The 14,658-nt window shown below is 53.8% G+C and carries 17 protein-coding genes; 15 read left to right on the top strand and 2 right to left on the bottom strand.

The annotated features are described in order from the left end of the window. Positions 1 to 93: 93 nt before the first annotated feature. The 4 genes from VF724_RS17085 to VF724_RS17100 all read left to right on the top strand — a co-directional run bounded on the left by VF724_RS17085 (position 94) and on the right by VF724_RS17100 (position 2,883). Positions 94 to 1,353: a DNA primase family protein gene (locus VF724_RS17085; protein ID WP_371755452.1), complete on the top strand. Its 1,260-nt coding sequence runs from the start codon at positions 94 to 96 to the stop codon at positions 1,351 to 1,353. Positions 1,354 to 1,655: 302 nt separating this feature from the next. Further along, complete coding sequence (locus VF724_RS17090; protein ID WP_371755453.1) at positions 1,656 to 1,991, top strand: VRR-NUC domain-containing protein; 336 nt, start codon at positions 1,656 to 1,658, stop codon at positions 1,989 to 1,991. After that, positions 1,945 to 2,403 (top strand): hypothetical protein, encoded by a 459-nt coding sequence (locus VF724_RS17095; RefSeq protein WP_371755454.1) that lies wholly within the window; start codon positions 1,945 to 1,947, stop codon positions 2,401 to 2,403. Before VF724_RS17090 ends, VF724_RS17095 begins: the two co-directional genes overlap by 47 nt. A gap of 126 nt (positions 2,404 to 2,529) precedes the next feature. Beyond that, the gene (locus VF724_RS17100; RefSeq protein WP_371755455.1) at positions 2,530 to 2,883 is read left to right on the top strand and encodes an HNH endonuclease; all 354 of its coding nucleotides are present in this window, start codon (positions 2,530 to 2,532) and stop codon (positions 2,881 to 2,883) included. Between the two features lie 26 nt (positions 2,884 to 2,909). Here VF724_RS17100 and VF724_RS17105 read toward each other — a convergent pair whose 3' ends face one another. Continuing rightward, complete coding sequence (locus VF724_RS17105) at positions 2,910 to 3,320, bottom strand: type II toxin-antitoxin system VapC family toxin (RefSeq protein ID WP_371755456.1); 411 nt, start codon at positions 3,318 to 3,320, stop codon at positions 2,910 to 2,912. Next, positions 3,304 to 3,537 (bottom strand): type II toxin-antitoxin system Phd/YefM family antitoxin, encoded by a 234-nt coding sequence (locus tag VF724_RS17110; RefSeq protein WP_371755457.1) that lies wholly within the window; start codon positions 3,535 to 3,537, stop codon positions 3,304 to 3,306. Before VF724_RS17110 ends, VF724_RS17105 begins: the two co-directional genes overlap by 17 nt. A gap of 326 nt (positions 3,538 to 3,863) precedes the next feature. On the opposite strand from VF724_RS17110, the gene VF724_RS17115 reads away from it, so the two are divergent. The 11 genes from VF724_RS17115 to VF724_RS17165 all read left to right on the top strand — a co-directional run bounded on the left by VF724_RS17115 (position 3,864) and on the right by VF724_RS17165 (position 14,651). After that, entirely contained in the window at positions 3,864 to 4,415 is a 552-nt protein-coding gene (locus tag VF724_RS17115) for a P27 family phage terminase small subunit (RefSeq protein WP_371755458.1), read from the top strand. A gap of 1 nt (position 4,416) precedes the next feature. After that, positions 4,417 to 5,715, top strand: coding sequence for a site-specific DNA-methyltransferase (locus tag VF724_RS17120; protein ID WP_371755459.1), 1,299 nt, complete (start codon positions 4,417 to 4,419; stop codon positions 5,713 to 5,715). A gap of 2 nt (positions 5,716 to 5,717) precedes the next feature. Then, positions 5,718 to 6,965, top strand: a complete 1,248-nt coding sequence (locus VF724_RS17125; protein WP_371755460.1) for a site-specific DNA-methyltransferase — start codon at positions 5,718 to 5,720, stop codon at positions 6,963 to 6,965. Positions 6,966 to 7,082: 117 nt separating this feature from the next. Beyond that, positions 7,083 to 7,775 carry a virulence factor gene (locus VF724_RS17130; protein WP_371755461.1) on the top strand — a complete coding sequence of 231 codons (693 nt, stop codon included), beginning with the start codon at positions 7,083 to 7,085 and terminating at the stop codon, positions 7,773 to 7,775. Next, entirely contained in the window at positions 7,768 to 8,106 is a 339-nt protein-coding gene (locus VF724_RS17135) for a hypothetical protein (RefSeq protein WP_371755462.1), read from the top strand. Before VF724_RS17130 ends, VF724_RS17135 begins: the two co-directional genes overlap by 8 nt. Then, the gene (locus VF724_RS17140) at positions 8,103 to 8,333 is read left to right on the top strand and encodes a DUF4314 domain-containing protein (RefSeq protein WP_371755463.1); all 231 of its coding nucleotides are present in this window, start codon (positions 8,103 to 8,105) and stop codon (positions 8,331 to 8,333) included. Before VF724_RS17135 ends, VF724_RS17140 begins: the two co-directional genes overlap by 4 nt. Positions 8,334 to 8,484: 151 nt before the next feature. Further along, positions 8,485 to 9,387: an amidoligase family protein gene (locus VF724_RS17145; protein WP_371755464.1), complete on the top strand. Its 903-nt coding sequence runs from the start codon at positions 8,485 to 8,487 to the stop codon at positions 9,385 to 9,387. Then, on the top strand, positions 9,366 to 9,917 hold the full coding sequence (locus tag VF724_RS17150) for a gamma-glutamylcyclotransferase family protein (protein ID WP_442788072.1): 552 nt from the start codon (positions 9,366 to 9,368) through the stop codon (positions 9,915 to 9,917). Before VF724_RS17145 ends, VF724_RS17150 begins: the two co-directional genes overlap by 22 nt. Positions 9,918 to 10,061: 144 nt before the next feature. After that, positions 10,062 to 12,644: a terminase TerL endonuclease subunit gene (locus tag VF724_RS17155; RefSeq protein WP_442788073.1), complete on the top strand. Its 2,583-nt coding sequence runs from the start codon at positions 10,062 to 10,064 to the stop codon at positions 12,642 to 12,644. Beyond that, positions 12,641 to 13,912, top strand: coding sequence for a phage portal protein (locus VF724_RS17160; protein WP_371755465.1), 1,272 nt, complete (start codon positions 12,641 to 12,643; stop codon positions 13,910 to 13,912). Before VF724_RS17155 ends, VF724_RS17160 begins: the two co-directional genes overlap by 4 nt. Further along, positions 13,887 to 14,651, top strand: a complete 765-nt coding sequence (locus VF724_RS17165) for a head maturation protease, ClpP-related (RefSeq protein WP_371755466.1) — start codon at positions 13,887 to 13,889, stop codon at positions 14,649 to 14,651. Before VF724_RS17160 ends, VF724_RS17165 begins: the two co-directional genes overlap by 26 nt. Positions 14,652 to 14,658: the final 7 nt, after the last annotated feature.

The raw sequence follows: 14,658 nt of genomic DNA on the forward strand, positions 1-14,658 counted from the left end.
ATTTTTCCGATTTTTTGCCCCCCTAGGGGGGCAACCTTATCCCTATTACTGGGGAATTTTTAACTGATTATTTTGGGGAATTCTATTTCGGTCTTGACAGAGCGCGGCGGCCTGCGCTTTATCCCGGGCATTTTGGCAAGCCACATGGCCAAAAACGTCAGCGCCTTTTACGGGGCGGAGAGCTACTACGTCTACGAAAACGGCGTGTACAAGGCGGCGTCCGACTTGCAGGCGGCGGCCAAGGTGCGCGGGCATCTCATCGAGCGGTACGCCACCATGTCCGCAATCAACGATACGGAGGGTCAGTGGCGGATGCTCATTTACAAGCCCATACGGGAAATCAACTGCAACCCGTTTATCATCAACCTCAAAAACGGGCTGTACAACGTGCTGGACGGTAGCTTCAAGGCGCATACGCCTGAGTATTATTCCACGGTGCAGCTTAAAGCCTCGTACAATGAAAGCGCGGAGTGCCCGAAATTCATGGCCTTCCTTCAGGGCATCCTGGGAGACGCGGAAATCCGTCTGATTCAGGAGATCTTCGGATACCTCCTCATCCCGGTCAACAAGGCGCAGAAGAGCTTCGTGCTGGTGGGCACGCCCAACGCGGGCAAATCGACGCTTCTTTCAGTGGCGCAGGAAATCCTGCTCGGGAGCGAAAACGTCAGCAACATCCCGTGGCAGTCGCTCTCCGACCGCTTCAAGACGGCGGAACTGTTCGGCAAGCTTGCCAACATCTTTGCCGACCTGCCGTCAAAAAGCGTAGACGACAATGGCATTTTCAAAGCCTTGACCGGCGAGGACTACATCACCGCCGAGCGCAAGAACAAGAACCCGTTCAGCTTCAAGCCCTACGCCAGGCTGCTTTTTTCCTGCAACGAGATCCCCCGCAACTACGGCGACCGAAGCGAGGGGTTCTACCGCAGGCTTGTGATTATACGCTTCGAAAACCCGGTGCCGCCTGAAAAAAGGGATCCGAACCTCATAGAAAAGCTTGCCTCGGAGCGCGACGGCATCTTCATGTGGGCGCTTGAGGGGCTGAAGCGTCTGATTGCAAACGGCTATGCGTTTTCGGAAACGGAAAGCACAAAAGCGGAGCTTCAAAGATACAAGGTGGAGAGCAACAGCGCCCTTTCGTTCGTGGAGGAATGCTGCGTGCTGGATAATGAGGCGGAATGCGTCAGGGAGGAGCTTTTCCAGGCATACCGGGACTATTGCCTGAAAAACGGCTTCAAGCCGATGTCCCAGGCCAACTTCAACAAGGATATTGAAAGCCTGGGCGAGCGCGTGGAGCGCGGGCTTGAAAAGATCAGCCGCCGCAAAACATGGCGCGGCATACGCTTGGAGGGTTGATGATTGATGAGAATGTGCAAACATAGCGAACGGGTCTGGGTCAAAAACGAACGGGTTGCGAACCACTTTAAAACGCATAAAAGCATTGCAATATCGGGCTTTGAACGGGGTGAACCACTTTTTCCTATTTCTTATATAGGAACCAGAACAGCAAGGGGTATATAGAGAGAAAATAATATATATAAAAGAATATGGATAAAAACCCGTTCAACCCGTTCAAACCGGCATAAATACTGGATTTTCAGCGCCCAAAACCGGTTCGCGACCCGTTCGCTCCCGTTCAGGAACTAAGGAGCGGAGTTATGGCGGAAAGAGATATCGTAAACGCAATCATGCGGTATTTAAAGTCTGTGCCGGAATGCTTCTGCTGGAAGGAGCACGGCGGCATGTACGGCACAGCCGGTCTGCCGGACATTATCTGCTGCATTAAAGGCAGGTTTGTCGCCTTTGAGGTGAAAACGCCGTCCGGCAGGCTGACAAAGCTTCAGGAAGCGACGATGCGTAAAATCAGAGAGGCAAAGGGCGAAGCCTTCAAGGTAACAAGCGTCGAGGATGTCAAGGTTATTCTTGATGCTTTGGAGGTGCCTTCCCATGATGATAGCCTGGGCATATTTGGACAAGAAATCGGCGGCGGTTGACGCGCTGAAGGATTACGCCAGCATGAAATATATCATCCAAAACCATCACTGCGAGCTTGAGGAGGCCATGGAACGGATGACTTCGCTTCCATCCTCCCTGCCGGACGGCCGGCCGAGGGCGAAAAACCCGAAAGCGGGCGAAGCGCGGCTGGCGGCCTCGCTTGACGAGATAGACGTTCTCAAGGAGCGGTACCGGAGGGCGCTGGAATACATGGAGTGGTTCCAGCCCGCCTGGGACGCCCTGACGGAGGACGAGCAGTTCGTCCTGTCGGAGTTTTACTGCGGCGGCGATGTGCGGCAGACCGACGCGGTCGGGAATATCTGCGAGCGGTTCCACATCGAGCGCTCGTCCGCCTACAACAAGAAGAACAGGGCGCTGTCCCGGCTGGCGCTTTTGCTGTACGGCAAATGAGTAATTTCGTGGACGACTTTTGCAGTTGAGGGTGCTATACTGGTAGCATGAAATAAAATGTTAAATCCGAAGAAGCCTTTGGGGTATATGCCCTGAGGGCTTTTTCTGTGCATAGGAGATGGAGCTATGCCAAGAAAACCGAAGCGCCCGTGCAGCTATCCCGGCTGTGCGGAGCTGACGGACGGAAGATACTGCGATAAGCATCAAAAACAAGCTGACTCATACTACAACAAATATGAGCGCGACCCGGCAATACGAAAACGCTACGGCAGGACATGGAAGCGCATCCGGGACAGGTACATAGCGGAGCATCCGCTTTGCGAGGAATGCAAAAAGGCCGGAAGGCTCACTCCAGCCGAAGAGGTGCATCATATTATCCCTTTGTCCAGAGGCGGAACCAATGAGGACGGCAACCTTATGAGCCTGTGCACGAGATGCCACTCGGCGATAACGGCGAAAGAAGGCGGGCGGTGGGGATAAAGAAAGGCCGCCTTGCGGCGGCGCTTTCAATCAAACTGCCTGAGAAATGCGGCGGGCTCTTTTGCGGGAACCGGCGAGGCGGCAAAGTCGGCGGTGTTGCGCGTGACGATGCAGGCTGCTTTGATGCGCCTGGCGCACTGCGCGGCAAGCGCGTCCTCGTAGTCCGTCATGTCAAGCTCCATCGCGCCGAGCACGTCCGCTTTCCCGACGTCGGCTATATCCAGAACGGAGCACAGCGTCCTGATGGCTTCCAGCGTTTTCTCCCTCCCGGCCGCTTTCCTCACCACATAGTAGATGTCGGTAACGGCGCTGGCAGTCAGAAAGCCTTCGACCTCGCCGCTTCTGCAGAGTTCCAGCACCCGTTCGGCGTGATCCGCGAAAGGCGTCCGGTCGACAAGGTAGTCGATGATGACGTTGGTGTCAATTAGGATCTTCATTGTACCTTGCCAGCCTTTCCTCGCGTATCTCCTCCCGGGTGACATCGACTCCCTTTAAAATGCCGCGCAGGGATTTAATTGCGTCTTTCTTCATGCTTTCGACGTTTGTAAGGAGCGCGACGTCCTTGCCGTTGCGGGTGATGATGATGTCCTCGACCGCGGCGCGCTCGATATACTTGCCCATGTTCATTTTTAGTTCGGTGGCTGAAACGCGCATGTCGTTCACTCCTTTCGCTTGCGCTGTGTTCAATTATATTATATGCATATTGTTCGATTTAGTCAATAATATTCTGTTCGATTTAATGCGACGCGGCAGACCATAGGGGGGTCAAAATCTCCGGTGGATATGTTTTGTGCAACGGGCGTGGGGTCGCGCGCGAAAAGTCGCGGTTTCAAACGGGGTATATCCCTCGTCGTCGCAAACTGCGCTGTGCTGCGCCCTCCTGACGGCGGGCATTCGCTCCGCTCCGTTACTCCTCCTCTCCCCACAAAGCCTGCGGCTTTGCGGGGGCCCCAATTAATTTTAGAATTGAGGTGATGTGTATGGCAAAGGACGGTACCAGCCGCGGCGGGGCGCGCATTGGCGCGGGACAGAAGAAAAAGCCGCTGGCTGACAAAATTTTGGAAGGAAACCCCGGCAGACGAAAGCTCATGGTAATGGAATTTACGGATGCTGCGGATCTGGAAGGCCAGAGCATGCCGCCGCCGAGGGAGTATCTCGCCGCAAAGCAAAAGAACGGCAAAACAACTTTGGCGGTGGAAATATACGAAAAGACATGGCAGTGGCTTAAGGAGCGCCGGTGCGAGCATCTTATCCCTGCGCAGCTTATTGAGCAATATGCCCAGAGCGTGGCGCGGTGGATCCAGTGCGAGGAATGCATCACCGAGTTCGGCTTTCTGGCCAAGCATCCGACAACCGGCAACGCCATCCCGTCGCCTTATGTAGCCATGAGCCAAAGCTTTATGAAGCAGGCGAATAACCTGTGGTATCAGATTTACCAAGTTGTGAGGGAAAACTGCGCCAGCGAATTTAAAGGGGCAACTCCCCACGACGACGTGATGGAAAAACTCCTGACCGCAAGAAGAGGTGGTTGATTTGAACATACAGAAAATCAGAGCCGGGCTGTTGAATCCCGCGGCATATAATCCCCGCAAGGATTTAAAGCCAGGCGATAAGGAATATGAAAAACTTAAACGCACGATAGAGGAATTTGGGTGCGTTGAATTAATCGTTTGGAACAAGCGGACAGGCAATGTGGTATCGGGTCATCAGCGGCTTAAAATTCTGCTGGAGTTCGGCTGTACGGAAATTGACTGCGTAGTGGTTGATTTAGATGAACAGAGGGAGAAGGCTCTGAATATTGCCCTCAACAAGATTCAGGGCGAATGGGACGAAAACAAGCTGGCCGAGCTGATGGCCGAGTTGGATGCAGGCGCGTTTGATGTGTCGCTCACAGGATTTGACGCTTCGGAAATCGACGAACTGCTCAATCGCTGGTACTCCAAGGAAGCGGTGCAGGACAGCTTTGACATAGACAAGGCGCACGAGGAAATCATGCAGCGCAAGCCGGTGACCAAGCGGGGCGACATCTGGATTCTTGGGAATCACCGCCTGATGTGCGGCGACTCCGGCAGCGAGGCCGACTTCGCAAAGCTCATGGACGGGGGTCACGCGCAGATGGCAGTTACCTCCCCGCCATACGGAGTGGGCAAAGAATATGAGAAGGCCGGAATCGAGCCGTGGTTTGAAACCGTCCGCCCGGTGATCAAAAATCTGTGCAGGCATGCAGATATTGTTTGCTGGAACTTAGGTGATCTCTATGCTACCGGCTCTCAGTTTATTGAACCCACCAGTGTATATAGCGTGAATATGTTTTTGGACAACGGCTACCGCCCCATATGGATCCGCATCTGGAAGAAGCAAGGACAGAACTTTGGCGTAGGCCCATATCACCTCGTTTCCAATAAACCGGTTCAGCAGTATGAATATATTTCCGCGTTTAGCAAAAACGGCGAGAGCGAGGAATACAACGATCAGGAGTATGTGTGGCTTTCGGCATTTGCCGGGCACAGCTATAAGTTCGTGAAGCGGCTGACCAAGGAGGAGCGTAAGAAGTGGGGCTATGCCGGCATATGGGAGATGACGACTGTCCGGGCAAATAAGGAGCATCCTGCCATGTTCCCAGTGGAGCTTCCATGGCGCTGCATCAAAATGCACAGCGACAAAGGCGGCATTGTGCTGGAACCGTTCTCCGGCAGCGGAACCACTATCATCGCGGCTGAGCAGACCGGGCGCAAATGCTATGCGATGGAGCTGTCGCCTGTATATTGCGATTTGGCGGTTAAAAGGTGGCAAGAGTATGCGAACGAAAAAGCGGTCAGGCTGGAGGGATGAGAATGGAACTGTTAATGATGAAAATAGCGGATTTAAAGCCTCATCCTAAGAATCCCCGCAAGCATCCGGAGGATTTGTTAATAAAACTGGAGGCTTCCATTAGAGAATTTGGGTTTACAAATCCGGTGCTGATCAGCAGCGACAATATGATTCTGGCCGGCCATGCAAGGTGCAAAGCCGCGGCAAGAATGGGAATTCAAGAGGTTCCGGCAGTGAGGCTTGCTTTGGAAGGAGCTAAAGCCGATGCTTATGTCATAGTGGATAATAAATTGAATGAGCTTGCCCAATGGGATACAGAGCTTTTGATGGATTTGATCAAAGACATAGACAACAGCGGCTTTGACGTCTCCCTTACCGGGTTTGACGCTGCGGAGATCGACGAGTTGTTCCGCGATAAAACTGCCGCCAATGTCAAAGAGGACAATTTCAATGCGGAAAAGGCGGCGGCGGAAATCGAAACTCCGGTTACCCAAAAAGGCGATATATGGCTGCTTGGCAGGCACCGGCTTATGTGCGGCGACAGCGCCTTGCTTTCAGATGTGCAAAAGCTGATGGACGGCAAAAAGACGAGGTTTGTTTTCACCGACCCGCCATGGAACGTGGATTACGGTTCGGATACCAGGCACCCAAGCTGGAAGCCGAGGCAAATTCTAAACGACAGGATGAGCACCGAAGAATTCGGCGCTTTTTTATTGAGCGCCTTTAACTGCATGCGCGAGGTTTCGGAGGCGGGGTGCATGACCTATGTGGTGATGTCCGCGCAGGAATGGGGCAACGTTATGAACGCCCTGCGGGAGGCGGGGTACCACTGGTCAAGCACGATTATATGGAAAAAGGACAGCCTGGTACTATCCAGAAAGGACTATCATACCCAGTACGAGCCGATCTGGTACGGCTGGCTTGAGGGGACGCGCCTTTGCCCGCTTAAAGACCGAAAACAGTCGGATGTCTGGGAGATACCCCGCCCGAAAGTGTCGGAGGAACATCCGACCATGAAGCCTGTTTCGCTTGTGGCCAAGACCATGCTCAACAGTTCCCGTGCGGGAGATTTGGCCCTTGACTTGTTCGGCGGTTCCGGCACAACGCTTATCGCCGCCGAGCAGACCGGACGGGTTTGCTTTATGATGGAGCTTGACCCGAAATACTGCGATGTGATTGCAAAGCGCTATGTTTCCCAGTTCGGGGATAACGCCGCATTCCTGCTTCGCGGGGATGAAAAAATTCCGCTCGCAGAAACACAGATCGCTTGAAAATGTCCTTGCTTTCCCTTCAAAACAGAGCGTTAATGTACCCCGCCAAAAAAGAAAGGTGGGATTTTTTTATGGGAATCAGAGCAATTTCAGCTTTTCCGGAGGGAGGTGTACGGAATGAGGAATAACAGCTTCCGCTTTTCACAGAAGGTTGCCGGCCAGGAGAGGAAAGTCATTGCCGCAATAATCGCCGAGGCCCTCGGAGGCCAGGTGCGTTATGCCGGAGCGCCGGGTTTTGCTTATGAGGCAAACGACGGGAGCCCCGCTGGCAGCTGGACGGTTGATAGGGACGGCGTGGTGCATTCGCCGGAAACCGGCCTTGACGAAATCAAAAGCGTCCGGCCGGTGATCGATGCGCTGAATATCGCCGGGCTGTCAGCGGAGGGGAATATGACGATTGCGCTTGCTTTGCACGGTTTTGGCGAGGCGAATCTTGAAAACCTTAAAAATATGCTGGCAAGCAAGGAAACGCTGCTCAAGAAAGCTCTGTCGGCTGACTGTGACATAGAAGTTTCGGCTGAAAACAACGAAATCACATTCCCTTTTTGGAATGCGACTTTAAATGCCGACGAGGTGCAGACGTATATCACGCTGGCAAGGCAGATGGCGGAACAGGCAAAGACGCAGAAGCGCGTGCTGGCTGCCGAAAAACCGGCGGACAATGAAAAGTACGCCTTCCGCTGTTTCCTGCTCCGGCTGGGGTTTATAGGGGATGAATACAGGACCGAGCGCAGGATATTGCTTTCAAAGCTGTCCGGCAACGGGGCGTACCGGAAAGGCAGAGCAAAGGCGGCGGATGAAGATGAATGATTTTCAAAACACCGCCTTCTTTGTGCGGCGTCCGTTTGCAATCGAGGATTTGAGAAAACCGCATCCGCATAAGGAGGAAAAGCCTTTTGCGGTTGTGAAAACCATCGGGCTTTCAAAGATTGACTATGAGAACTTCATTGCCGATCTGTGCGTTGGCCGCCGGTTTATTGAGGAAAACAAAGGGCTTTGCCGCATCGGCGAAGACGGCGTATGGCTCTGCCTGCTGGTGCGGCGGCGGGGACAGCCGGACGGAGTGCTGGTGATGCCGGACGGCACGGATTATCCCAAATACGCCGCATATTATCCGGGAGAGGAGGCAGACGAAGAATGAACAAAAACGGCTTTCCGCCAAAGGAAATAGTACTCCGGCTGCGGGAGCAATACCCGCCCGGATCGCGCGTGGAGCTCATACGCATGGATGATCCGTATGCCGCGCTGAAACCGGGAGATCAAGGCACCGTTTCATTTGTGGATGATATAGGGACTATTTTTGTGGATTGGGACTGCGGTTCAACCCTCGGCGTTGCCTATGGTGAAGACTTGATCCGGCGGCTGTAATGCGCCCAAATGTACACAAATCCCGCCGCGAAAAACTGTTGAAAATCTGGCGGAAACGCATGCAGAATTGCCTTGCTATCCTGTGTTTTCAATGGCCTAATGTACACTGCCAACGGGCAAAAAACACAGGGAAAGCGAGGAGAAAAGCGCAATGCTTGAAACGAGATTTGGAATCGAGGTTGAATTTACAGGGATTACAAGGGCGCAGGCGGCAAAGGTCGCCGCGGAGTTTTTGGGCGGGAGGATCGAAAGCGGAAACGATTATTACAACACGCAGAAAGTTATCGCGCCGGACGGACGGGTCTGGAAATTTATGAGCGACGGCAGCATCCGGACGCAGAAAAAGGAGCGCGGCCGGATTGTGGAGGCGGGCCGGGAATACAGCGTGGAGCTGGTAAGCCCCATACTCACCTACCGGGAGGACATTGAAACCCTGCAGGAGCTGATCAGGAGGCTCCGCAAGGCGGGCGCCTTTGCGGTGCCGAGCTGCTGTGGCATTCATGTTCATATTGAAAGCGCAAACCATACGCCGCGAAGCATCCGCAACTTCATCAACATCATTGCCAGCAAGAACGACCTGCTCTACAAGGCGCTGCAGATTGAGCCGGAAAGGATGCGTTTCTGCAAGAAGATGGACGCGGCGCTGGTGGAGAAGATAAACCGCCGCAAGCCCAAGACCATGGCGGCCATTGAGAGCATCTGGTACGAGGGTTACAGCGAAAGCCGGAGCACCCATTACCACAACAGCAGATACCATTTTCTCAACCTGCACAGCTTTTTCAACGGCAACGGAACAATCGAACTTCGCGGCTTCAACAGCGAGCTCCACGCCGGGAAAATCAGAAGCTACATAGTGCTTGCCCTGGCGCTGAACCATCAGGCGCTGACGCAAAAATGCGCCAGCAGCAAGAAACCGCAGGTCGAAAACGAAAAATTCGCCATGCGCACCTACCTCAACCGCATAGGGCTGATCGGCGACGAGTTCAAAAACTGCCGGGAGCACCTTTGCAAACACCTCGACGGCAACGCGGCATGGCGGTTTCGGGCGGCATAGATAACCGGGCGCTGGGGGCGGAGAGCCGCCCCTTATCCCGCGGCAAACGCAAGGAGGAAGATGCGATGGACAAGGAAAAAGGGACAATTTATTTGGCATACGGAAGCAACCTGAACTTGAAGCAGATGGCATACCGCTGTCCAACGGCAAGAGTGCTTGGACAAGCGAAACTCACAGGCTACCGTCTGCTGTTCCGGGGCGGCAGCGGAAGCGCGGTGGCGACGATAGAAAGGCAAAAAGGCGGAAGCGTACCGGTATTGCTTTGGAGAATCACGCCTTATGACGAGGAAGCGCTGGACCGCTATGAAGGCTATCCGCATCTATACCGTAAAGAAACGGTTAAGGTGCGTTTCAAAGGGCAGTGGGTGTCCGCAATGGCATATATCATGAATGACGGAAGGCCTTTAGGAACGCCGGGCCGCTGCTACTACGAGGTCATCCGGCAGGGATATATGGACGCGGGATTTGATATTTCCGTACTCAATAAAGCGGTGCGGGATTCGGCGGCGCAGGAGACGGCGGAGACATAGGGAAACGCGCTTCCAGTATGGATAATTTCATAGAAATCCGCTTGATAAAGGAGCTTCGGTTAGAGGTTCCTTTTTTCTTGCTCATTTACAGGAAAGGAGGCGGCAAAGCTGCGGAAGCTAAAGCGGTATAAGCCAACAAAGTTTATGGCGGAAGGTTCCCGATATGACAAGGAAGCGGCGGACGCCGCCGTTGCCTTTATCAACTGCCTGAAGCATACCAAGGGCGAATGGTACGGGATGCCCTTTGAACTCATTGACTGGCAGGAGCAGATTGTCCGGGATATATTCGGCGTCTTGAAACCCAACGGATACCGGCAGTTCAACACCGCTTATGTGGAAATCCCAAAGAAGCAGGGGAAACAGCTTGCCCTGGACACGCCTGTTCCCACGCCGGACAGCTGGAAGCGGATGGGGGAACTGAAACAGGGCGACCTTGTATTTGATGAAAACGGAAACCCCTGTTATGTTCTTGCCCTCAGCGAGATTGATGACGCCGAACAGGCATACAGGCTTACGTTCGGTGACGGCAGTTCCATCATTGCCGGGGCAAGGCACCTGTGGAAGGTGCAGGTCATTAACAATGGGCGAAAGGAAAGGCTTCTTCAAACGCAGCAGATGTATGAGGCCTTTTCCGCTTATCGAAAACGCCACAGGGACGCTCCTTTTCGCTCCATATACAGAATACCTGTTGCGGGCGCTTTAAAGCTGCCGGACGCCGAACTGCCGGTAGATCCGTATCTTTACGGCTACTGGCTGGGGAACGGGTGCGCCGCCAAGCCGGAGATAACGGTTCGCACATGCGATGTCGCGGGTGTGCTCAAAAGGATACCATATGAAGTTTCTTCCCTATGGAAAAACGTCGGCGACAGCGTGGTTGTGCGCATACCCGTTTTGAAAAGCGTATTATTAAATTCCCATCACAGCAAGCATATTCCTTTGGAGTATTTAAGGGCTTCCGAAAATCAGCGCTGGGAACTTTTGCAGGGGCTTATGGATTCCGACGGCTGCATAGGGAAATTAAAAGCGCAAAGCACCTATGTCAGCACGGAAAGACAGCTTGCCTTGGACGTCCGTGAACTGTTGTGGAGCCTCGGCATAAAAAACTCAATGACGGAAAGCCCGTCAATGCGCTGCGGCAAGCCTACCGGCAGAACGCTTTATACCATCAGGTTCACGTCATTTGCCGATCTGCCCACAAGCGGGCTTGCCAGGAAACTATGCCGCCGCAAGGAAACAGCCTCATCCCCGACCCGCTCCAATTACCACTACATCCATTCCATAGAGCCTGTAAAGGAGCGCATACCAATGCGGTGCATTCAGGTGAGCTCGCCGTCCCGCCAGTATTTGGCAGGGCCTTCCATGGTGCCTACGCACAATTCCGAGCTTGCGGCGGCCATCGCCCTATACCTGACCTGCGGCGATTTCGAGCATGGCGGCGAGGTGTATGGCTGCGCTTCCGATAGGCAGCAGGCTTCCATCGTATTTGACGTGGCGGTGGATATGGTGGAGCAATGCCCTGCGTTAAAGTCCCGTATTAAGCCGATATTGTCGAGAAAACGGCTGATTTACAGGCCGCTGGGCAGTTTTTATCAGGTGCTTTCAGCGGAGGCGTATACCAAGCATGGGCTGAACGTCCATGGCGTTATCTTTGATGAAATTCATACGCAGCCCAACCGGGAACTGTATGACGTTATGACCAAAGGTTCCGGCGACGCGAGAAAACAGCCGCTGTTTTTCCTGATCACGACGGCAGGAACCGATAGGAACTCCATCTGCTGGGAGGTGCACCAAAAGGCTGAGGACATCCTGCAGGGACGAAAAATCGATCCGACATTCTACCCGGTTATCTACAGCGCAGCCGATACAGACGACTGGACAAGCGAAAAGGTGTGGAAAAAGGTCAACCCATCGCTGGGCATTACAGTGGATATTGAAAAGCTGAGGGTGGCTTTTGAAAACGCCAAGCAAAACCCCGCAGAGGAAAACTTATTCCGCCAGCTTCGCTTAAATCAGTGGGTAAAGCAATCGGTGCGCTGGATGCCTATGGATAAATGGGATAAATGCGCCTTCCCCGTCGACGCCGACAGCCTGCGCGGTCGCACCTGCTACGGCGGGCTTGATTTATCCAGCACAACGGATATCACAGCTTTTGTTCTCGTGTTTCCGCCGCTGGATGAGGACGACAAATATCAGATTCTCCCGTTTTTCTGGATACCGGAGGACAATATTGACCAGCGTGTGCGGCGGGATCATGTGCCATATGACGTCTGGGAACGGCAGAGCTTTTTATACACCACCGAGGGCAACGTGGTTCATTACGGCTTCATCGAGAGCTTTATTGAGGAGCTTGGCATGAAATACAACATCAGGGAAATCGCCTTCGACCGCTGGGGCGCGGTGCAGATGACGCAGAACCTGGAAAGCATGGGCTTTACGGTTGTTCCCTTCGGGCAGGGTTTCAAGGACATGTCGCCGCCCACGAAAGAGCTGATGAAGCTGACTTTGGAGGAGCGCATCGCCCACGGCGGCCATCCGGTGCTGCGCTGGATGATGGACAATATTTTTGTCAAAACCGATCCGGCCGGCAACATAAAGCCTGATAAAGAAAAGTCCACCGAGAGGATAGACGGCGCGGTTGCGCTCATTATGGCGCTTGACCGTGCGTTAAGGCACAGCGGGGAGAATACCGGCTCGGTTTATGACGAAAGGGGGTTGTTGTTTATATGAATATCTTTTCCCGCATGTTCAAAGCAAGGGACAAGCCGAAAAACAGCCTGTTCGGCAATGCATACAGCTTTTTCTTCGGCGGCACATCCAGCGGCAAGGCCGTTAATGAGCGGACGGCCATGCAGACAACTGCAGTGTATGCCTGTGTAAGGATACTTGCAGAGGCCATCGCCGGGCTCCCGCTGCATGTGTACCGTTACAAGGAAGACGGCGGCAAAGAAAAAGCGCTGACCCATCCGCTGTATTACCTGCTCCATGACGAGCCAAACCCGGAGATGACTTCATTCGTGTTCCGCGAAACACTGATGAGTCATCTTCTTTTATGGGGAAACGCCTACGCTCAGGTTATCAGGGACGGCGCAGGCCGGGTGATGGCTTTGTATCCGCTTCTGCCAAGCAAGATGACGGTGGACAGGGCCCCGAACGGGGAACTGTATTACACCTACCGGCGGGACAGCGAGGAAAGCAGGACAAATCCGAAGGCGGGGCTCGTGTACCTGCGAAGCGACGAGGTGCTGCACATCCCGGGGCTTGGCTTTGACGGGCTGATCGGCTACTCCCCTATCGCCATGGCCAAGAATGCCATAGGCATGGCCATCGCCTGCGAAGAGTACGGCGCGTCCTTCTTCGCCAACGGCGCAAATCCGGGCGGCGTGCTGGAACATCCGGGCGTGCTCAAGGACCCGGCAAAGGTGCGCGAAAGCTGGAATGCCGTCTATCAAGGCAGCGCCAACGCCCACCGCATCGCCGTTTTGGAAGAGGGCATGAAATTCCAGCAGATCGGCATCCCGCCGGAGCAGGCGCAGTTTCTGGAGACAAGGAAATTTCAAATCAATGAGATTGCCCGTATCTTCCGTGTACCGCCCCACATGGTGGGCGACCTTGAGAAGTCGAGCTTTTCAAACATCGAGCAGCAGTCTCTGGAATTTGTCAAATATACGCTTGACCCGTGGGTGGCGCGCTGGGAGCAGGCCATCCAAAAGGCGCTGCTTTTGCCGTCGGAGAAGCGGACATACTTTGTCAAGTTCAACGTGGACGGCCTATTGCGCGGGGATTATGCAAGCCGCATGAACGGCTATGCCGTAGCACGCCAGAACGGCTGGATGTCGGCCAACGATATCCGGGAGCTTGAGAACATGAACCGCATTCCCGCGGAGCTGGGCGGCGATTTGTATCTCATCAACGGCAATATGCTTCCGCTGTCGCAAGCAGGAAATTTTTATGATAAGGAGGCAGATAAGAATGCAAGCAAAAACGCGGGCAGATAAGCCCAAAAACCCGCAAAACCCGGGGCGCGGATTGGGTCCAGCGTCACGCTGGTGGGATTGGGTGCAAAACGACGACGGCAGCCGGACTTTGTACCTTGACGGGCCCATAGCCGAAGAAAGCTGGCTGGGAGACGAAGTGACTCCCAAACAGTTCAAATCGGAGCTGTTGTCCGGAGAGGGCGATATAACCATCTGGATCAACAGCCCGGGCGGCGACGTGTTTGCGGCCAGCCAGATTTACAACATGCTGATGGATTACAAAGGTAAGGTAACCGTCAAAATTGACGGCATTGCGGCCAGCGCCGCTTCGGTCATTGCCATGGCCGGAGGCGACGTCTTCATGTCGCCTGTTAGCATGATGATGATACACAACCCAATGACCATAGCCATCGGCGACACCGAGGAAATGGAAAAAGCCATCGCCATGCTGGAGGAAATAAAGGAATCCATCATCAACGCCTATGAGCTGAAAACCGGGCTTTCCCGGGCGAAAATATCGCACCTCATGGATGCGGAAAGCTGGTTTAACGCAAGGAAAGCGGTGGAACTGGGCTTTGCCGACAGCATCCTGTTTATGGAGAATGAATCATCCCTATCCGAATTTGAAGTATCAGGAGGAATGATCTTCAGCAGGCAGGCGGTGACAAATTCCATCCTGCAAAAGCTTATACCCAAAGAAAAACCCAAAGGAACCCCGGTTGAGTCGCTGGAAAAGCGGCTTTATTTATTAAAACCGTAAGGAGGAT

Origin of the sequence: Ferviditalea candida, assembly GCF_035282765.1 — a bacterium.
GTDB classification, from domain to species: domain Bacteria; phylum Bacillota; class Bacilli; order Paenibacillales; family KCTC-25726; genus Ferviditalea; species Ferviditalea candida.